The organism is Ammoniphilus soli (genome assembly GCF_040813775.1).
The window spans coordinates 1-18991 of sequence record NZ_JBEGDL010000060.1; the positions used below are offsets into that span (position 1 = coordinate 1).

An 18991-nucleotide genomic window follows, 5' to 3' on the forward strand; every position below is an offset into this window, starting at 1 on the left:
ATAGCGCATTTTCTTCGTTTTGGGGGTAATGATGTGTTTTAGCTTGATGGGCATGAGGTATTACCCCCAAAATGCTAACCAATCAATTACGGGAATTAGAGGAGGAGGGGCTTATAAGTCGAGAGATATATCCTGAAATCCCACCTAAAGTGGAGTATTCCATAACTGAATATGGAATGACATTGAAGCCCATTATGGAAGCAATGCATGAATGGGGGATAGAGCACATAAAGAGAAAATCGATATTGCAAAATACTGAAAGTTTATTGAAGTAACGGGAGTCGTTACTTTCACAAGGCTGATTCAGAACTTGTTACTCCGCTATTGGGAGATTAGTTGAATAACTAGGTTTTGATCTTTTGTTCAATCCCTTTACCATCATTTGTTATAATTTTTCAATTTTAATACCAAAATATAGTATGCAATCCATTTTTATTTACACCGGAGGAAATATTGTGATCTTTATTTATCATGATTTTGGTGGTACGCACACGACGGTCTTAGCTGCCGCTTACCACCTGAAAAAGTTGCATGAAACACGAGAGCCAACAAAGGATGAAATATTGTCTACACACAATTTTAATGAGCTTGAATATAAGGATCGAGGTAAGTTATATTTTCATGGGATGGATGAAGATGGTAATTCAGTCTATACAATGGGTAGAGGGCGATCTAAAATCTTAATTCCGGGTATTCACAATCTTATCCATATGTTTCTTGAGGAAAAAATATTAAATGAAAGAATTATTTTATCCAATACCTCACCTACAGTTCCAATTCCTATGACCTTCGGGGGGATGTTTTCACGTTGGTTAAGGATTGATTTTATCGGGGTACCATTGTTAGTGATTGGGGCAAAACAAGCTTACAAAGATATAGTCAAACTCGTTCACCATACAAAGACTGTGGCAAAAAATTCAAATTCCCAGTTAGTGATGCTCGATAATAAAAAATATAAATAGGAAAACCGTCTTAGCCTTCATCAAAAATGTGGGCTGATCATCTTTGTTAAAACCTTGTGGTTCTTGCTGCTCTATTTGCTTCACTGATAAGCTAAATGTGTTTTTTAGTCTTTTTTTTGTTGAGCTATCGGAGATCTATTGCACAGGAAGGCTGCGAAGGCAGTCTTCTTTCGTTTTGGGAAGTAAAGGGCAGTTTAACGCAATACTGTGGTTTAATCTGCGAATATGGTTCGCCGTTTACGTTCTGGTAGCATAAAAAAACCTTCCGACAGGAAGGATTGAAATTAGCCTTTCAATAATTAATATTTAACCTGCATGTTATCTTAATCTTCTTTAGACATTCCACTATATTTTTTAAAATTGTCTAGAATCGCTTGCCAGCCTGCTTTTTGCAGTTCAATGGAATTGGTGGTTTCTGCTTTAAAAGCTTCAATTACCTTAGTGTCTTTTTCTTGTGTTTATCAGCTTTGTTGACCATGCTTAATTCCTGTGCAACGGGAATTAGTGTAGTAAATATCGATAATGGTTTTGGTGCAGGTTACAGTGCAGGCATCATAGTAAAAAACAAATACGAGGAGAGATGGGAGCTGATCTTTCTTATATTGAAGAAAATTTAGTGAAGCTCTCTATAGACCCGTTTGAAATCAATATACAGAAAACAATCAAATGTCTTAGCTCTTGAGGATTTGGATATCGGAGACATTTATGCTTCCCCGGTTCCCACCGGTCAGGGGAAGGTTCGGATGGCACATGGTCTTTTTCCTATCCCCGCACCTGCAACAGCGGAATTGCTAAGAGGAATACCTCTTGCCGTGTTGGATGCCAAGGGGGAACTGACCACTCCGATAGGAGCAGGGATATTGAAAGCTCTCGTTAAACGGTATGGTTCTTTGCCTGAAGGAAGCATAGTTAGGATAGGGTATGGTGCCGGAGAAAAGGATTTTGATCATCCAAACGTTCTTTGGGCTAGACTCATGGATATCCATGAGTCTATCACAGTTATTGAGACACAACTTGATGATATGACTGGCGAAGCTTTGGGGTATACAATGGAGCGACTGTTTCAGGCAGGTACACTCGATGTGTTCTATACACCAATATATATGAAAAAAATCGGCCAGGAACCTTAGTGACTGTACTGTGTAACTTTCAGGATACTACAAATTGTGAGGCAATTTTGTTACATGAGACAACGACGATTGGCGTTAGAAAGAGCACTTGGACTCGGCGAATACTTAATCGAAGATTTATAACAGTAGAAACCTCCTTTGGAGATATTCGCGTAAAACAGGCGATAAGGGAAAATGAGATACTGCATCAAGCTCCGGAATTTGAGGATGTTTCCATGGCTGCAAAACAACATGGAATCCCCTTCAAAGAACTTCATAACATAGTTTTGAAAATGCTAATTAATCAAGATAAAAAATGTACTATAACTGTTAGGAGAATAAAAATCTACTGGGGAAAATTGGGGTAAAACTACATCAATTTACCCCTAAAAAGACCTATTAGGACCAAGGTGTCAAAAATATAAATCCAATAAAATCAACGGTATTTCAACTCTAACTCATGCTAACCAACATAGTATTTAAAATTCCTAAACTGTGAGTCGGAGGTTCGAGTCCTCTCGGGGCCGCCATACATAATAAACCGCAAGAAATCATTGTTTGTCCAGCCGTTAGGCAGACGTAAGTGACACGTATTTCAACCTAACATAGCCTTGTGAGTAAAGCCTTCCAGTAGTCCAATACTGGGGACTTTTTATTTTGTCAATACAAGCAGGAACAGAGAAAAGTCGTGGAAACCGAGTGTTGGTGTCCAATACTGTTATTGCTAAAAGTCGATGAGGATACAAAGGAACCATTGACGGAGGATGAAGGCTGGCTCCCTTGTTGTTCATTTCACTGTTCTTCCTACGAGTTGAATACGCTTATCCTGAATAATGACAATTCGTTGAAAGGTTTTTAGAATTACAAAGTATTACCTGGTATTGCTTTATTGAAATGAACTGTAACCAGAGTGAAGACGTGGGAAAACTTTACAGTCTCTTCGTAAACTGAAATCCTTGACGATAAGCTCTTCTTTAGCGTATGATATTAATCGCTGACACGCTTTCTCAGCAGCTAAATAGCGGAAGCTAGCTGAGGATGTGCTGTTCCTATGGCCCGTTGGAGAAGCGGCTTAACTCACATGCCTTTCACGCATGCATTCAGGGGTTCGAATCCCCTACGGGTCACCATTTTGCGGACGTAGCTCAGTTGGTAGAGCACAACCTTGCCAAGGTTGGGGTCGCGAGTTCGAGTCTCGTCGTCCGCTCCAAATAATCATTATCATGGCGGTCGTGGCGAAGTGGTTAACGCATCGGATTGTGGCTCCGACATTCGTGGGTTCGATTCCCATCGATCGCCCCATATACAGTACATAATGTAGATAACGAGCTGATGATTCATAGAGCTCGTTTTTTTAACCGTATAAGCCTAAGGGATCATCAATCTCTTAGGCTTAATTTAGGTTTGAGTCTAATTTTATTTATTCCAAAAGAAAAGAAAGAGGCTCTAATCCTACTGAGGTGCTTTAAGGTGGAGTATGGAAATGGAAGCTCAAAATCTTTCCTCACATAATATCCGATTAACTGCGGCTGAGATGGCCATGCATTAAAATATTTCCTAAACAAAGTAGAAGATAGTGAAATTAAACCTGTTGTGGATTATGCTCTTAGTCTTTCAAAAAAGCATATTGGAACGATTACTGAAATTTTAAAACACGAACAATTTCCTATCCCGATTGGATTTACTGAAAATGATGTAAATGTAGATGCCTCTCGGTTGTTCACTGATAGTTTTTTCCTTCTGTATTTAAGAAATATGAGTATTTTGGGGATGGTTGCTGCGGGAATATCAGTAGGGATTGCAGCACGGTCGGATGTAAGTGATTTCTTTACCGAGATCATCGCATCTTTCACGGAACTGAGCAACCAATCTCGAAAAGTGTTGTTATCTAAAGGATTATATGTAAGACCACCATACATACCTACACCTGATAAGGTCGATTTTGTAAAAAAGCAAGGTTTTTTGACGGGCTTCTTTGGAGAACGCAGGCCATTGAATGCAATAGAGATTACCTACCTATTTAAAAATATAGAGTGCAATTCAATGGGAAAAGCTATGATGATGGGTTTTGCTCAAGTAGCAAAAACAGCGGAAGTGAAGGATTATTTTCAAAGGGGAAAGAGAATTTCTTCAAAGCAAATGGAAATCTTCAGCTCAATCTTAATTGAGGATGATTTACCGGCTCCTATGTCTTGGGATTCGCATGTTACAGCTTCAACCGTTTCTTCATTCTCAGAGAAGCTGATGATGTTTCATACGGCATAGCATGGCCGCTGCTGGCATTGGTAACTATGGTGCAGCCATTGCTGCAAGTCCTAGACGAGACTTAGGTGTGTACTATTCCCGTTTATTACAGGAAATTACTTTATTCGCTGAGGATGGATCAAACATTATGATTGATTATGGATGGATGGATGGAGGAACCTCCTCATGCCCCTGACCACAATAAATTAATAAAGGAGTAATGATCGCGAGAAGCAAATCTCCTAGTATATTCCTTGGACTATTGAGCGTCCCGTTAAAAATGCAAACATTAAACTTAAGGGAGATCTTCTATATCAGATGAAGTGACAGTTTACAACAAAGTAGATTTATATGATAATTAGGAAAGTTGGGAACTAACCTCTAATTTTAAATTTGAGAGGTGTGATTTTAGTTATGTACGAACTTAAAACAAAAGAAAACAACAGCAATGTCATCGAATTTATCGAAATGGTTGAAAACCCGAAAAAACGTGAAGACGCATATAAACTATTAGATATTTTCACAGAAACGACAGGGTATAAAGCGAAGATGTGGGGAACGAGTATTATTGGATTCGGTTCATATCATTATAAATATAAATCCGGCCATGAAGGCGATGCACCCCTTGTTGGCTTTTCGCCTAGAAAAGCCAAAATCAGTTTGTACTTTGCTACAGGTGATACAAAAAGAGAAGATTTGTTAGAGAATTTTGGAAAACACACCGCAGGAAAAGGGTGTGTGTACATTAATAGAGTGGCGGATATTGATATTGAGGTACTAAAGGCATTGATAAAACAGTCCATAGAGTTTCTGCAAGAAACTTATCAATAACAGGAGCCCGATAAGATAGGTTCCAATAAGTTATTTCAGTATAGCAGCGTGAATTACTCTGTAATTTCAATGAAGAATTTAAATTCAGGATGTTTATAAATAAGCTGAAAACGAGGATCCTGCTCTAAAGAAGAGGATAAGTTTAGCGGTGCGAATATAAAGAAATCATGGTCTATTTCAAGCCCAGCCCCATAATAATAACTTAACCAAACTAATTTAGAGCAATAAATGGAACCCCATTCATCATCTAAAGAAGCATTTGAGAGGATGGAAAACTTTAGGTTGTCTAATCCTTTTTTCTTATTTTCAGTGTACTTGAGTAGGTAGTTATAGGCATATCCTTTCGCCTTTTTACCCAAGTATGGATCCTTGGGTCTATATTGTACATGCCTGGGGTGTTCCGCTAAAAAACGTTGAAGAGGGTATAACCTAACTTGAGGTTCGGACAGAACCGCCTCGATGATGGTATTCTCATCTATTACTAAAGTGGAGTGACCCAAATAACCGGGTGGAAGTCCATTGGTATTATCGCTGGCGACAAGAATATCCCCAGCTTGGAAGTTACGCCTGACTGAATCCCACTGTCTATTATGATCGTAAAGCAAGGATGTAGTAACTTTTATTCCACTGAAAAATACAGAAATGATACTTAGACTCTTATATCGATTGCCAAACAGGGAGGCTGGAATAGAAAAGTATGAAATTGGAGGGTACGATCCAATAAAAGTTTCATCAAAATATAATTCAAAATACACCAAGGGCAAATGGGTTGGTAATAATTTTATTGTTACATAATCTTTTCCCTGGAACCCAAGAACAAGTGGTTGATTCATTCTAACTCACCTCGTTCCCTTAAAAAGGCAGGGGTTGAAAAACTTTTTCCCAGAAATTATAATGTAAATTAGAAGTGGGTATGATATATTATTATATATCAAAGGTGTATTTACCTTAAGTTGTATTGTGTTAGATAGAATATTAATGCGGGTGTAGTTCAATGGTAGAACTCCAGCCTTCCAAGCTGGTCGCGTGGGTTCGATTCCCATCACCCGCTCCAATGATTTCCTGATCCTATGTGCCGAAGTGGCGGAATTGGCAGACGCGCACGACTCAAAATCGTGTTCCGTAAGGAGTGTCGGTTCGACCCCGACCTTCGGTACCATCATTACAATCTACAGATTGTGATGTAACTCTTTAACAGAACTCATGTGCTGGTGTGGCACAGTTGGTAGCGCACTTCACTCGTAATGAAGGGGTCGCCATAAAACTTGTTGCATAGGCACTAAATGCATACATATCAACGTTTTGGACGTGTTTTTGAAGACCAAAAAATAAAGTGGTCGCACAAAGACACGTTTTTGATTTTTATAACCACTTTATTCTTGTTTGGAAAAAACAAGGAAAGGTGGTTTTTGTTTTGTTGCTCAAATTTGCTGTTAAGGATTTTCTGGATGACAGAGAATTTAAAAATGTATCACCTCAAACGATTGCCAACTACCGAAATACCTTGAATGATTTTCACAACTATTGTGTGGAAAAGGAAATCGTGGATACTTCGGATATAACTGCTTCAATCATTAAAAGCTATCTTATGTATTGTCAAAGGAAAAGGAATAATAACCCTACAACTATTAATACGAAAATTCGAAACTTGAAAGTCTTCTTTAATTATCTCGAAAACGAATTGCAGTTATTTGATTCCAAAAACAATCCCATAGGAAAGATTGTCACTGTGAAAAGTGACGTACAAATTGAAGTATTTACAGATTCTCATATCAAGCAAATGTTGAACTATTACAGACGCTTAAAGTATCGTGACAAGTCATTCTATGCGTACAGAGATACAGCCATTATTATTACCTTACTGGGAACGGGAATACGATTAGGAGAACTAATCAACCTTAAATGGAATCATGTTGACTTGAATAATTTAACCATCACCTTGTTTGGTAAAAAACGTGAGCAGAGCAGTATCCCTATGACCATCAAGTTAAAGAAAGAATTAGCAGAGTACAAGCTATTTCTTGAACAATCTTTTGAGGATTCGCCAGCGTACTTATTTACGGACAAGGATGGGCAACCACTCACAGCTAATGCAATTAAGAACATATTCAAGCGATTAAAAACCATTATGAGTTTCAAAGACGTTCGCCTATCAGCCCATACTTTTCGCCATACATTCGCCCACCGTTGCTTAATGGCAGGAATGGACATTTTCACATTACAAAAATTACTTCGACATAATGACTTATCGATGACACAAAAATATGTTGCGATTTGGGGAACTGCATTGAAGGAGCAGAATGACAAATATAATCCTTTGAATAATATTGAGGTTTAGGGGCGTACGCCCCTCTTTCAAATTGATTTAAAGTTTAACGACATATGGTATTATTTAGCTAATAGGGGTCTTGTATGTAAACTATGGGGGAGAGACAGTGTCAATACCAAAGAATATTTCCAAAGAACATATTATCAAGGCTATAGGCTACATAGATGCACATGGTGTCCCAGAGAGAAGAGAATCAACAAAGTTTGATCTAGAGTATAATGAACGGCTTTATCCGCCTAAATATGTGATTGCAAGAGCCAACGTATATGCAAATGGTGAAGAGCTTGATAACAGTCTTTTTAGTGGAGGAGAAGAAACAAACAGCTACCTAACAAGGTTAGGATTTAAGATAGTGGCAAACGCTGATGAACTAGAACGAGAAGAGAGTCGTTGTATTAGAGTCCCAGACTTAGAGCCAGTAAATCGATCAAGAGAATATGAGAGTCATTCAGAGGATACAAGAGCGAAGGTTATCTACGAGTACCTATTTCAATCAATGACTCACAGATGGATAGACGAAAATATCATTGGGCTAGACTCTACTTATAGTCGGGGCTATCAAGCCATGGGCATATTACATTACATTGGCTTAAAGGACAAGCATAAGGGTATCTTTAAAGGTGTCAGTGTAGAAGAAGCTGTCATGATTCTAGAAGAGCAAGATAATGACTTTGAGCTAGTCATTTATTATCTTCGATTGCTTGTTAGTAGTGGCTCAGAGACAAATAATGAAGGTCTAGAGTCGAAAATAGTAGGGGTTGCTAATACTAATGAGATAACAGATACAGAGAAAGAACAGATCATCAAGTCAAGGATTGGACAGTCCGCTTTTAAGAAAGGTCTGCTTAATATCCAGAAAAAATGTAGACTGTGTGGAGTCACGGATGAACGTTTCTTGATAGCAAGTCATATAAAATCGTGGTCTCAATCTAACAACAAAGAAAGGCTAGACTTAAATAATGGTCTGCTTCTATGTCCTAATCATGACGCATTGTTTGATAAAGGCTACATTAGCTTTAATGATGATGGGACTATAATCGTTTCATCAAGTCTAGATGATACGTTGAAAATTTTCTTGAATATCAATGATGGGCAGAAGATTAATATCAATCCAATTCAGCAACAGTATATGGCTTGGCATAGGATTAATGTATTTAGGCACTAAAGTATCTCTTTAAAATTTGAGGTAGAGTACAGTTTAGTTTTAGTGTAGTGCAGTTCTATTCCATCACTCTTTACATACCTTTGAATGTATGAGTAAAACGACAAGGAGTGATTTTGCCATGGAAAAAGAGAAAGAAGAGCTATTAAAAATGGTAGATGAAATCCAATATGCTACAAATGTAGGGGAGTTAAATACCCTTACGCCCTATGAAGCTAAAACTATGATTAATTCCTTGTCTAGTGCGTTAGGAATGGCAATATCCCACATCTTAGGACACCACGAAGAGCCTTGGCGATACATGACCCCTCGTATTATCCATGCACACGGTATTTTAGAAAAAAAGATAAGTGAGTAGGACACTCGATTATTCGAGTGTCTTTTTATGGGGAAATAGAAGGACTTTTTAAAGATGTTATTGATTGAGTTGGTAACACTCTTTCAATAGAAATATATTTAAACTTTGGTAACTAAGACACCCATCTACACTCCTCTGGCTTCTTATCAAACAAGAAAACCCTTGAATCTTACATGCAAAGGCTCGGAGTCAGTCTGACAATTAAGAAGAGCTGGACTTAAATAATGGTCTGTTGTTATGTCCAAACCATGATGCTTTGTTTGAAAAGGGATTGATAAGCTTCAGAGATGATGGAGGAATTTTTGTTTCACCCAGTGTCGATGATACATTTAAAATTTTTCTGAATATTAAGTGGGCTGAAGATTGATATTAACCCAATTATATAAGCTTAGTTTGGATTTTATAAGGTGTTATTAGAAACCTCTATAATTAATGGAAGTATTACCATGGGTTCTTTTAGGTTATACTATTTCAAAACACTACGATGGACGGATGAGAATGAGTGAAGAACTAACAGAGCTTATAGACAAAGCCTATTCGGAAATAGCCAGAGTCAATATTGAGTTTTTTCCTATATGGAAAGAACATTTGTTTTTAAAGCCTTTCTGGTGGATAAGCCTTGCATTTACCATATTTCCATGGGCTTTCTGGCTTTACTATCGAAAGAAAGAAAGTACAAACCGATTACTATTCGCTGGCTTCTTTGTAATGCTTATTTCTTCTTACCTTGATTTTCTTGGGATTAGCTACGGGCTTTGGGATTACCATGCTAAACTTGCCCCTCACTTCCCTACCTTTATCCCTTGGGATTTATCATTAATGCCTATAACTATCATGATCTTTATTCAAGTCAAACCAAAGGTCTCACCCTTTTTAAAGGGGCTTCTTTTCTCGGGAATTACAGCGTTTGTTATAGAGCCTGTTTTAGTCTGGTTGGACTATTACCATATAATTAAATGGAGATATGTATATTCGTTTACTATTTATTTTGTCATTTATTTAGTAGCACATTGGTTAAGTAAAAGAAAAAGCTTTGAAAATGTTGATTAGTTTCATTTATTGTATAAAACTTGACCGATAATCTATTGGTATTGACGAGTAAAGGGGTTGCTACACAAGGTCAACCCTTTACTACTAATTAATATACTAATTAAGAAATCCATCTACATTCCTCTGGCTTCTTATCAAACAAGAACCCCTTAAAGCTTACTTCCCTCAGATGATGTGTATCAGTTCTATCTCGGTATTGAATCCGACAGCATAATCTAGGCTCAACCCACTGTGTCGTCTTATCCTTGACAGTGTGAAGTTGCCTTACTATCTCTAAGAAAGCTATCTTCTCTTCTTGTCTAATGCCAAATTCAACGACAGCAACTGGCTTGTTTTGGACAGTACGAAAGTTTAAGCCGACAACCAAAGCAAAGGACGGAACAGTCCTATATCCCAGTATCACAGTATCTATCTGCTTGTAATTCTTTATCTTTATCCAATCAGCAGAACGTACTCCCATCTGATACCTTGAGTCCTTCCGCTTAGCTACAATACCTTCCAAGTCCTTCTCTATGGTTAACTGACTCAACTGCTCACCCTTACTTTCAATAAACATACTTGGCACAATACAGTCACTTGGCAAGATCAATTCTTGAAGCCGTTTTTTTCTGTCAATCAGTGGCTCGTGTGTATGATCGTTATTTGTATAAAGCACATCAAAAGCTACAAACGTTGCTGGATGGGTCTGGGTCGCAGATTTGATCTTTGCAGGGTCTCTGAGTCTTCCTCTGTAGCAGAAATCATCAAGGCTTGGTCTAGTGTCCTCTCTTATACAAACGCCCTCACAATCGACTATGGCAGTGTTAGCTTTAATAGCCTTAGCTACATCTTGAAGCTCTGGAAAAGCATCTGTAACATGCATTCCGTTTTTTGTATAGGCTTCAATTCGCTTTCCATCTTTGTGGAGCATAATACGCCATCCATCCCATTTCACTTCATAAATGAAGTCATCACTGTCAAAAGCTTCATCACCCAAAGTGAGAAGCATAGGTTTGATTTGAGTAAATAGCATGTTAATCACCATCTCAAGATTAGCACCTAGATATGTCAATTGATATATGGGATTGATGGAAGAAGTGTTTTTGGTAATTTAGAAATGCAGGGTTTGGGAGAATAAATTTTGTATCAACTTCGCAAGATCGAATCAAGTGTGGTGATTAAAATCCGTATAAAAAAACGGCTGTAATCAGATTACAGCCGTTTTGTGGTATTGAACTATTGAATCTCGTTAGTTCAAAATAAACATTAAAAAAGTTTAATTTCACACAACAATGCAAAATTCAATAAAAATATTGAAAAATAGATGTTAGAACCCTACTTTTCCCAAAAACTTAAAAAGTGTTTTAAGGTTGAGTTATGTTCTTTGTAACGCAACTTGCTTGAAAATTGTCATTGATTGTGAGTATACCTTCAACAGTTAATGGTACTTTGATGGTTAGATTTTTAGTTTCAAAATCGAACTTACTCTTTAGCTTACATTCTCCACACTTAATCGAGGAGGATATGAGTGCACCAGAGACAATATTGTACACAATGGTTAAACAAACTGGTTGAAATAATCCTGTTCGATTACAAGGCATTCTAGTTACATCTCCTTTTCTTTTAATCTACTCTAGTAAATGAAAATAGTATTAGTATGGAAACGGCAGATGAGGATAACAATAAAATTGTGTCATTATCTACCCTAAACAACTATGAAAAAGTTATAACTATCTTCTTTATTGAGCTATCCTGCCCGAGAGCTAAATAAGAGCTTTTCTTACATAACATTGTATAATCAGTCAAATGAGTGTATGAAAATTGACTAATGGAAATGCGATATTCACCATAAATCTACTGCTAACATCTGCACTCCTAATTTTTCCAAATGCATGAAAGATGCCCATATGAAATGTAATTTGTATTAAAAAGTTAATACCTTTTCATACTCCTTATTCTCTATCCATACTCGATAGCTCTAAGACACATAAACACTGTCCTAAACCTTTATCTTAAATCATGCCCCAAGTTTATTTGGGGAAGGGAGAAGGCTTGTGAGACAGTCATTATGGCTGTTACATTCATACCTACCATCCAAGATGCATCTAAGTACAATTATATGTAATTTTTTTTTTGATTTTGGAGTATTTAATTTAGCATTTGTGGCAATACTAAATAATTTTATGGGAAAACGTATCTTTTTTTGAAACCTTGTCAATACAATTACTAATGACACTCTTTGATAAGGAGCGATTTTATGAAAAAAGAAGAAATTAAACAGTTGATAAAATACAATGTTGTTGACACCCCAGTCTATATCAATAATGACATTTTTGATGATATAAAAAACTGCAAGGTGATTGAGCATATTTCTCAACAATCGTTTGCATATGGTTATTACTGCATAATTACATATCTATACAGAAATGCAAAGTACAATCAACACTTTTTAAAGCAAAAGGAAATCAAACATATACTGGGATACAGTCCGACTAACAGCAAGGTGGACTTTTTAGTTAAGAAAGGTGGCGTGTTAGATGAATTAGGTTATACAAGGTCGATAACAGATTTTCCAGTCTGTATACCATCAAACAAAATTATTAAATATGATACCTACCAGAATGTTAAGAACCAACTTCATACATCTAGCGAAAGCCTTAGGAACTTTAAGGTAAAATTCCCCGTCAGAGCTTTTTTTAAAAGTAGAGATTCTGAATACAAAGAAAGATTGGATGGTTCTTATTTTAATGCAGAAAATTGCCATCTGTTTGATATAGAGATGTTTATTGACTGTCTCGGTGATGAAGAACTTGGTTGCACTGGCTTTTATATTGCGAGCTACATTAAATATTTAAATATTACACTTGAGACAGGGCGCTTTGGTAATACGTTCGTCCTAAATGAGCTTAATATTTCAAAGAAATCAATATTAAAGTATCTATGGGCTTTGGAAAAAAATAATATCATTGATGTAAAAATCCGCCACGGATATAATGTCCAAGAAATATCACTGTTCTTGAGAAATCAATTAAAAGAGTGGAGAGACCATGCATTCAGAAAACATGGTGCTAAATGTTTGGTATGTGGGTCTACAGAAAATTTAGTGATTCACCATGTTGATGAGCCTTTTTCTTTGATTAGAGACAGGGTATTTGAGCAATGTGGAATACAATATAAGCAATTTGACGAATATTCACATGAAGAGCTTGAATTTTTAAAATATAGAATCATTCACGAACATAAAGATGTTGAGGGCGTACCATTAAGAGATGATATTCATAAGCTATACCATTGTAAATATCCAAAAATAAATAATAAACATAGTCTACTGGAATTTAAGAGTAGGTATGTAAACGGCGAATTTAAAGAATGAGAGATACAGTATTTACATGTCTTTGCTTGCTAAAACGGTAATAAATAAAAATGTAGCTGTCACAGATTCAAACCTATTTGACAAAATTTCCAATATATAATATCATATGAAACGTAAAGTAATCTAAACACGAACAATTACATAACGTTGAGCTGAAATATAGAGCTAACGGTTAATAATCACTAACATGAACAGAGTGCTGTAAAGATAGACAGTGCCTTTTGTCTAATTGATGAAAGAAGGTACTGTTAAAATTCTTTTATGTACTTTTATGTTATGTGTTTATTAGACTGTTAGCTTTTTTGTGTTTTTGTATTTCATAGTGTAAGGATTTAATGAACTTAGGGGGCGATAAGTATGAGTGAAACAGTACAATTATTTGATTCAATTGATGATTTTTTGGAGTATTTTAATGCAAACTTATTGAAGAAGGGTAATTGTGTTACAGAAATGTCAGAAGATCAACTGAGCATTGTATATGTTCTAATCGGTGAAAATGACTGTGAGGTTAGATTGCTTTCTTATAAAGGGTCAGTATTGATTAAAGATTATGAGCGTGATGAAATGATAGAGTCAGTCGAATTTGCAAATGATAAACTTGCTAAAGTTCTTAATGTACCATTAGTAATTGATAGTGGCGACTTAATTATTGTCAAAGAAGATTGTCAATTGCAGTAGTTAACTTGCTAGTTTCTAACATGATAATGAAAATCGAAATATAAAAACATGAAGGAGGATGATTTAGAAGGTAAAGGAGATGAATGTAATGTTGAATGCGGAGCTACAAGGGTTTTTTATGAATATCCATAGAGATGAAGATATTCATTTTAGATGTATGAAAGATAGGAGTATTAAGGACTTAAAGAGTAAATACAATGAGGATGCTCATACATTTCTGAGCTATCTAAATGACCAAGATTATGAGATTTACTTCGTAGCAAATACTGGTGGTTATAGAGATGAACATATTACAAAAATTAACTGCGTATTTGTTGATTTAGATCGGGGTCGAGATCAGAACGGCGAATATTTTGATTTGGATACAGTTAGTGAATACAAGAAATTGAAGTTGCAAGAGCTGTGTGAATATGAATATCAGCCTACTCACATTATTGAGACGAGGAATGGACTACATGCATACTGGCTTCTTGAAGAAGGTGCAACAATTGATGACTTTAATGAATGTGAAATGAGGCTAATAAATTATTTCAGCGGGGACAGAAAAGTCAGAAGACCAGCCAATTTGTTAAGAGTCCCTAACTTCTACTGGTGTAAGTATAAGGACAATAAATATATGGTCAGGATTCTTGAATATAATCATCAAAGGTATTGTATAAAGGATTTGGTTGATAGCTTACCAGATGTTGATGAAGTGGAGAAACGTGTCAACGATAGAAAGAAATGTTTTAAATTACTCTCTATTGATGCCACCAAAACCCAACCTACAAGTAATAACAATATAGACTTCATTAAACAGCAAAACATAGACGTACTTCATGCAATACTTAAACCCGAAGAGATTTCTTTTAGTAACCATCTTGATGTTTATGATTATCTAAAGAAACAGGGCTTACATGAGTTTCTGGGGCTTCATGGGAATACTTTTAACTGTATTTTTCATAAAGATCATAATCCAAGTGCTGGGATAGTTGTCAATGAAGAAACTGGTCATCAAATATATAACTGTTTAAGCAGTAGTTGTGGAATTTCATTAACAATAATCCAAGTTGTAGAGCGTCTAACTGGTCTAAATAGAGTTGAAGCACTTCGTTTTCTACGAAAGGTGTACAAGGTAGGCTACTATGAGTCGGATTGGCAGAGAGAAAAGAAAGCTATTCTTGAGGAAAATAAACTATTGCTTCTTAGCAGTGAGCTTGAAGTAGTCTACCCAGAAGTTAATTCCATAATAAAAAGATATACGATGCAATTAAGTCTGCTTAATGAATTGGCGATTCACAATTTGCAGACGGAAAATTTCACGGACAAACTGGGAAACCCTATTTTTTATGCTAGTACAAGATATATTGCCAAGAAATGTGGGAAAGGCGAAAGAAGGTTGTCAGACGTAATTAACTTATTCGCTTACTTAGGGTTGATAAGAAAAGTACCCGAGAATGAGATTCCTTCTTTTTTACTAGATAAGGCAAGAAGCGAAGCTGCAAAGAAAAAGCAGAAATATATAGTTAATTATTACTCTATACCTCCATATGGTGAAATAACATTTGATTTTTGTAAGAGAAAAGTACGAGAGTATAAAGAGTATGGGTTTACTATGAAAGCATGGAGTAGGGAATTAATATTACGTGTATTAGGTGAAGCTGAAGCAGATCGGGTATTCCCGCAAATGAAAGGTCAACATACAAAGTATGCACAAGCAATGGATTTGGTTGAACCTTTAGCTTTAAGATTAATAGAACAAAAAGGTTGGACAACAGAGGGAGAGATTCAATACGAACTTGTCAATGAAAATTTCGGAACAAAAACTTACTGGGAAAAGCGTATTAAGATTATAGTTCCTGAGTTGATTGATAAATATGGTTTAATCAAACGAAGGCTGAATAAGGAGTTAAAGGAACACTTTAATATTACTTTGGCTGGTTATCCAAGTATTATATATAGGCAATACTAAAGAAAAGTGAAACGGAACATTAACATCTAGTATATGTGGAATCTTCGATTAGCTTTAAGTGAAAACATAAATTTTAGATAAATATAGACTGGAAAGAAAAAAACATAATGCTAATCGAGTGTTTCACGGTCGTTTTATAGAATAGCCAATTTGAATATATTTTTTGGGAGGTATCGATATTATGGAAAAAAAGAAGGATAGATGTAGGGAGTGTAATAAGGTTGTTGCCAAGAAGTATCACAAAGCTACTAGACTTTGTAGTAAATGTAGAAATAAAAGAATTGCAGAGAAAAAAGCAAAAGATATGAAGAATGACCCAGCGAGGTATCTGTTGTATCAATCATGCAAGAGGGCTGTTGAGCGTGGAGGGGAAAAATGTAAAAAGAGTACTTATCAGAATGTATCTTGCCACTGGAGCAAGCCAATGGAGATGTTGAATGCTTTAATGCAGGATAGAGTTTTTTGGGAAGCATGGCAAGAACAGACGGAAATTTATATTACTAATGGACAAAAAGACGATGATAGACCTACTATAGACCGCATTGATGAAAGTGGTCATTATGAGATAGGAAATTTGCAAGTTCTCCCTCAAAGGCTAAATGCGATTAAAGGAAGCTCGAACCAATGTTTAGTATTTTTAATTAAGGGTGTCTCGTTAATTAAAGTAATTGAGTTTGCCAGTATAAAGGAAGCCCATCAAGCGTTAGGTATTCCCTATAGTGTGGTCAATAGTGGAGGAATATACGATTTAAGAGATGGATACAAAGCATTAATTGAGTCTCCTAAGAGTGTAAACAGGGTTTCAGAAAAACCACGATATTTGATGGTTGTGAATTATCGCCAGCATGTAATAGATGATGAGGGCAATAGATACGAAATACAGACACAAGAACAAAAACTAGTGAATGCTATTAGGCTAACTGAAGTTCAAGCTCCGACAATTAAGTAAGAGTGGATAATCATTTCCACTTGGCAGTATATAGTCTTGGTTGATTTCATATTTAGTCACTTTATAGAGAAAAATGATTACATGAAACTGAGCCACTAGATTTCCATTTTATAACTACTTTTGCTTTGAGTATTGGATTTTCATTGTGAGAGGAAAGGAATAGTCACAGTGGCTCAATTTAATCTTTATCAAAACTATGCTGTAAACCAGCACGAGATTATACCGCAAGCGCAGTCCCCATCATAATAATATGTGTCCCAGCCAGTCGTTCTTGTTATAACCTACCAGCGATCATACATCCGTTCACACTTTATAGAACCAACGATTAGTGGGTGCAGAATGGATTTGGGATTATGGCTGGATAATGAATGCTTTCATGTTGAATTACCATTGTTTCTACTGTCAGGGTGGCGAAAGGCTTGAAAATTGGTGTCGTTCGTATAGATAGATTAATAGAGGAGTATCGTAATTATTGTAGAAATAAATAAATCGGCACTTAATTCTGGAATGGTGGAGATCATATGGAGTTGTTTACAATAATTGCTTTACTAATAATCATGATAGCTTTCTTTATTAATTATTATCCAACCTTACAAAAATTCCTTGGATTAAAGCGACTAGAACAACGATTTATAACCATAAATGAATTGCAAAGACCAGTTGTTGATGAAATATGTAAGGGAATGACTTTAGATGATTACATAAAATATGAGAAAGAAGAAAAAAGTTCTATTGCAAAATTTGTATACGAATTTTCAGAACATCAGAATCCACAGATAGAGCTATTTGAGTTTAAAGTAATGCATTTGTGGGATTGTATCGAGAATATGGAGGAAAAGCAGAATGAAATATTAAATCTTTGGAAGGAATTGTATACTCTTGTACCTACTTATGAAAAGATTCGTGATATGAAATCTATTTTGGGGATTCTTGCCTATATAACTTATGAATCACATCTTTCATATCGAGTTAGAGGACAACTAGATGACAAGTTAATCGATGCCGTAATGGAAAGGTTTGAGATAGATTTTAACAACAAGAAATTTACAGATGTAATTGAAGAAGTTATAGATTGGTACTATTTTAAGGTCGAATCATATTACAAAAACTTGAAAGTGGCTACAACGGAAACAGAACTACGTTATCTTGAAGTTTATTACAACAGATATGAGGAAGAATTTGAAAAATTAAAAGCTGAGTATCCTTCTGTTTTCCTAAAATATACGGGGTGTGTCTTTTACTTTTATGTTAACTTACCCGACAGATTGGATAGAAACTATGATGATTTTTTTAGATATGTAATGTTAGGACGTATAGCCGTTTCTCGAAATATAGGGGATTTAGAATTAATGAGTGAAAGTATATACCTCTTTAAGAAACAAGTAGCAAAGAAATCTGTGGGACTAAAAAAAATTGGATACTGGATAGTTGATACTTTTGCGGGTTACGGTGAAAAGCCATTTAGGTTATTAAAGGCATATTTAATCTTACAAGTATTTTTCTTTTTTGTAATGTTTCCTTATGAAGGAACAGTTGTATCATTAAAAGGTCTAGAGAGTACACAAGATTTAATGGATAAGATCATAAACACTATTTATTTTAATAGTACCACTATGCTTACAAGCGTATATGGTGACATTAGTCCGTCCAATACTGTATCCAGACTTATTATAGTTGTTGAGCAAATACTTGGATTTATTGTCTGTGGTAGCTTTGTTGCACTAGTATTAAGGAAATTATTTCGCTTCTAAGTACATTATAGAGAACTGACCGAATTTAAGACCAACAGTTTTTCAAGGGCATAAGAATGACTCAAATGTTTTTTACATGAGATTTAAGAAAGAGGAAGACGAGTGGTGGAATTGAAGGGCATCCTTTAGGTAGAGGGATGCCTTTTAAAGGTACTTAATTAGATGAAAGTATCTGTTGATGCAAGCTCTCCTTTTTTTCCAAAAATAACTTCGTAAGCGTCTAATAACTAGGTGGATAGAAAAAGAGCAAAATCTCAAGTAAACT

General features: G+C 35.9%; 18 protein-coding genes, 5 tRNA genes and 3 pseudogenes. 23 read left to right on the forward strand and 3 right to left on the reverse strand.

Annotation, left to right across the window (positions count from 1 at the left end; translation table 11 throughout):
- Positions 1-56: 56 nt before the first annotated feature.
- A pseudogene (locus ABLT31_RS36510) lies at positions 57-275 on the forward strand (winged helix-turn-helix transcriptional regulator); the annotation flags it as partial.
- Between the two features lie 180 nt (positions 276-455).
- On the forward strand, positions 456-962 hold the full coding sequence (locus ABLT31_RS36515) for a DUF3189 family protein (RefSeq protein WP_367760646.1): 507 nt from the start codon (positions 456-458) through the stop codon (positions 960-962).
- Between the two features lie 323 nt (positions 963-1285).
- Here the strand turns inward: ABLT31_RS36515 and ABLT31_RS36520 are convergent.
- Positions 1286-1417, reverse strand: a pseudogene (locus ABLT31_RS36520) (polyketide cyclase); the annotation flags it as partial.
- Positions 1418-1600: 183 nt separating this feature from the next.
- Here ABLT31_RS36520 and larC point away from each other — a divergent pair.
- The 9 genes and pseudogenes from larC to ABLT31_RS36565 all read left to right on the forward strand — a co-directional run bounded on the left by larC (position 1601) and on the right by ABLT31_RS36565 (position 5146).
- Entirely contained in the window at positions 1601-2092 is a 492-nt protein-coding gene (gene larC, locus ABLT31_RS36525) for a nickel pincer cofactor biosynthesis protein LarC (RefSeq protein ID WP_367760647.1), read from the forward strand.
- Complete coding sequence (larC2, locus tag ABLT31_RS36530; RefSeq protein ID WP_367760648.1) at positions 2092-2439, forward strand: nickel pincer cofactor biosynthesis protein LarC2; 348 nt, start codon at positions 2092-2094, stop codon at positions 2437-2439. The genes larC and larC2 overlap by 1 nt, the downstream gene beginning before the upstream one ends.
- A 685-nt stretch (positions 2440-3124) precedes the next feature.
- Positions 3125-3201, forward strand: a tRNA-Glu gene (locus ABLT31_RS36535).
- Between the two features lie 4 nt (positions 3202-3205).
- Positions 3206-3281: transfer RNA gene (locus ABLT31_RS36540), tRNA-Gly, on the forward strand.
- Between the two features lie 16 nt (positions 3282-3297).
- A tRNA-His gene (locus ABLT31_RS36545) sits at positions 3298-3373 on the forward strand.
- Positions 3374-3625: 252 nt separating this feature from the next.
- A pseudogene (locus ABLT31_RS36550) lies at positions 3626-3997 on the forward strand (DUF3231 family protein); the annotation flags it as partial.
- A gap of 36 nt (positions 3998-4033) precedes the next feature.
- Positions 4034-4336, forward strand: a complete 303-nt coding sequence (locus ABLT31_RS36555; protein ID WP_367760662.1) for a DUF3231 family protein — start codon at positions 4034-4036, stop codon at positions 4334-4336.
- Between the two features lies 1 nt (position 4337).
- Complete coding sequence (locus ABLT31_RS36560; protein ID WP_367760649.1) at positions 4338-4511, forward strand: DUF3231 family protein; 174 nt, start codon at positions 4338-4340, stop codon at positions 4509-4511.
- Positions 4512-4729: 218 nt separating this feature from the next.
- Positions 4730-5146 (forward strand): DUF1801 domain-containing protein, encoded by a 417-nt coding sequence (locus ABLT31_RS36565; RefSeq protein WP_367760650.1) that lies wholly within the window; start codon positions 4730-4732, stop codon positions 5144-5146.
- Positions 5147-5199: 53 nt separating this feature from the next.
- Here ABLT31_RS36565 and ABLT31_RS36570 read toward each other — a convergent pair whose 3' ends face one another.
- A complete protein-coding gene (locus tag ABLT31_RS36570; protein WP_367760651.1) occupies positions 5200-5979 on the reverse strand; it encodes a hypothetical protein in 780 nt (259 codons plus the stop codon).
- A gap of 147 nt (positions 5980-6126) precedes the next feature.
- On the opposite strand from ABLT31_RS36570, the gene ABLT31_RS36575 reads away from it, so the two are divergent.
- The 7 genes from ABLT31_RS36575 (at position 6127) to ABLT31_RS36605 (ending at position 10045) form a co-directional block, all read left to right on the forward strand.
- A tRNA-Gly gene (locus ABLT31_RS36575) sits at positions 6127-6200 on the forward strand.
- A 20-nt stretch (positions 6201-6220) separates the two neighbouring features.
- Positions 6221-6305: transfer RNA gene (locus ABLT31_RS36580), tRNA-Leu, on the forward strand.
- Positions 6306-6560: 255 nt separating this feature from the next.
- On the forward strand, positions 6561-7484 hold the full coding sequence (locus ABLT31_RS36585; protein ID WP_367760663.1) for a tyrosine-type recombinase/integrase: 924 nt from the start codon (positions 6561-6563) through the stop codon (positions 7482-7484).
- Positions 7485-7581: 97 nt separating this feature from the next.
- Complete coding sequence (locus ABLT31_RS36590) at positions 7582-8640, forward strand: HNH endonuclease (RefSeq protein WP_367760652.1); 1059 nt, start codon at positions 7582-7584, stop codon at positions 8638-8640.
- A gap of 118 nt (positions 8641-8758) precedes the next feature.
- Positions 8759-8995: a hypothetical protein gene (locus ABLT31_RS36595; RefSeq protein ID WP_367760653.1), complete on the forward strand. Its 237-nt coding sequence runs from the start codon at positions 8759-8761 to the stop codon at positions 8993-8995.
- A gap of 211 nt (positions 8996-9206) precedes the next feature.
- Complete coding sequence (locus ABLT31_RS36600; RefSeq protein ID WP_367760664.1) at positions 9207-9362, forward strand: HNH endonuclease; 156 nt, start codon at positions 9207-9209, stop codon at positions 9360-9362.
- 65 nt (positions 9363-9427) lie between these two features.
- Entirely contained in the window at positions 9428-10045 is a 618-nt protein-coding gene (locus tag ABLT31_RS36605; RefSeq protein WP_367760654.1) for a CBO0543 family protein, read from the forward strand.
- A 100-nt stretch (positions 10046-10145) separates the two neighbouring features.
- Here the strand turns inward: ABLT31_RS36605 and ABLT31_RS36610 are convergent, their stop codons facing one another.
- Entirely contained in the window at positions 10146-11069 is a 924-nt protein-coding gene (locus tag ABLT31_RS36610; protein WP_367760655.1) for an ATP-dependent DNA ligase, read from the reverse strand.
- A gap of 1212 nt (positions 11070-12281) precedes the next feature.
- Between ABLT31_RS36610 and ABLT31_RS36615 the strand changes: the two genes are divergently transcribed.
- The 5 genes from ABLT31_RS36615 (at position 12282) to ABLT31_RS36635 (ending at position 18726) form a co-directional block, all read left to right on the forward strand.
- Positions 12282-13397 carry a hypothetical protein gene (locus tag ABLT31_RS36615; protein WP_367760656.1) on the forward strand — a complete coding sequence of 372 codons (1116 nt, stop codon included), beginning with the start codon at positions 12282-12284 and terminating at the stop codon, positions 13395-13397.
- 357 nt (positions 13398-13754) lie between these two features.
- Positions 13755-14075 (forward strand): hypothetical protein, encoded by a 321-nt coding sequence (locus ABLT31_RS36620; protein WP_367760657.1) that lies wholly within the window; start codon positions 13755-13757, stop codon positions 14073-14075.
- A gap of 88 nt (positions 14076-14163) precedes the next feature.
- Positions 14164-16026 carry a hypothetical protein gene (locus tag ABLT31_RS36625; RefSeq protein ID WP_367760658.1) on the forward strand — a complete coding sequence of 621 codons (1863 nt, stop codon included), beginning with the start codon at positions 14164-14166 and terminating at the stop codon, positions 16024-16026.
- A gap of 181 nt (positions 16027-16207) precedes the next feature.
- Positions 16208-16975, forward strand: coding sequence for a hypothetical protein (locus tag ABLT31_RS36630; protein ID WP_367760660.1), 768 nt, complete (start codon positions 16208-16210; stop codon positions 16973-16975).
- Positions 16976-17496: 521 nt separating this feature from the next.
- Complete coding sequence (locus tag ABLT31_RS36635) at positions 17497-18726, forward strand: potassium channel family protein (protein ID WP_367760661.1); 1230 nt, start codon at positions 17497-17499, stop codon at positions 18724-18726.
- The last annotated feature ends 265 nt before the right edge of the window (positions 18727-18991 follow it).

What these genes read in the sequence shown, in the direction of transcription:
- ABLT31_RS36595 (WP_367760653.1), top strand. Translation starts at nt 8,759, where the DNA reads ATGGAAAAAGAGAAAGAAGAGCTATTAAAAATGGTAGATGAAATCCAA.
- ABLT31_RS36625 (WP_367760658.1), top strand. Translation starts at nt 14,164, where the DNA reads ATGTTGAATGCGGAGCTACAAGGGTTTTTTATGAATATCCATAGAGAT.
- ABLT31_RS36565 (WP_367760650.1), top strand. Translation starts at nt 4,730, where the DNA reads ATGTACGAACTTAAAACAAAAGAAAACAACAGCAATGTCATCGAATTT.
- ABLT31_RS36635 (WP_367760661.1), top strand. Translation starts at nt 17,497, where the DNA reads ATGGAGTTGTTTACAATAATTGCTTTACTAATAATCATGATAGCTTTC.
- ABLT31_RS36605 (WP_367760654.1), top strand. Translation starts at nt 9,428, where the DNA reads ATGGAAGTATTACCATGGGTTCTTTTAGGTTATACTATTTCAAAACAC.
- ABLT31_RS36630 (WP_367760660.1), top strand. Translation starts at nt 16,208, where the DNA reads ATGGAAAAAAAGAAGGATAGATGTAGGGAGTGTAATAAGGTTGTTGCC.
- ABLT31_RS36570 (WP_367760651.1), bottom strand. Translation starts at nt 5,979, where the DNA reads ATGAATCAACCACTTGTTCTTGGGTTCCAGGGAAAAGATTATGTAACA.
- ABLT31_RS36620 (WP_367760657.1), top strand. Translation starts at nt 13,755, where the DNA reads ATGAGTGAAACAGTACAATTATTTGATTCAATTGATGATTTTTTGGAG.
- ABLT31_RS36560 (WP_367760649.1), top strand. Translation starts at nt 4,338, where the DNA reads ATGGCCGCTGCTGGCATTGGTAACTATGGTGCAGCCATTGCTGCAAGT.
- ABLT31_RS36615 (WP_367760656.1), top strand. Translation starts at nt 12,282, where the DNA reads ATGAAAAAAGAAGAAATTAAACAGTTGATAAAATACAATGTTGTTGAC.
- ABLT31_RS36610 (WP_367760655.1), bottom strand. Translation starts at nt 11,069, where the DNA reads ATGGTGATTAACATGCTATTTACTCAAATCAAACCTATGCTTCTCACT.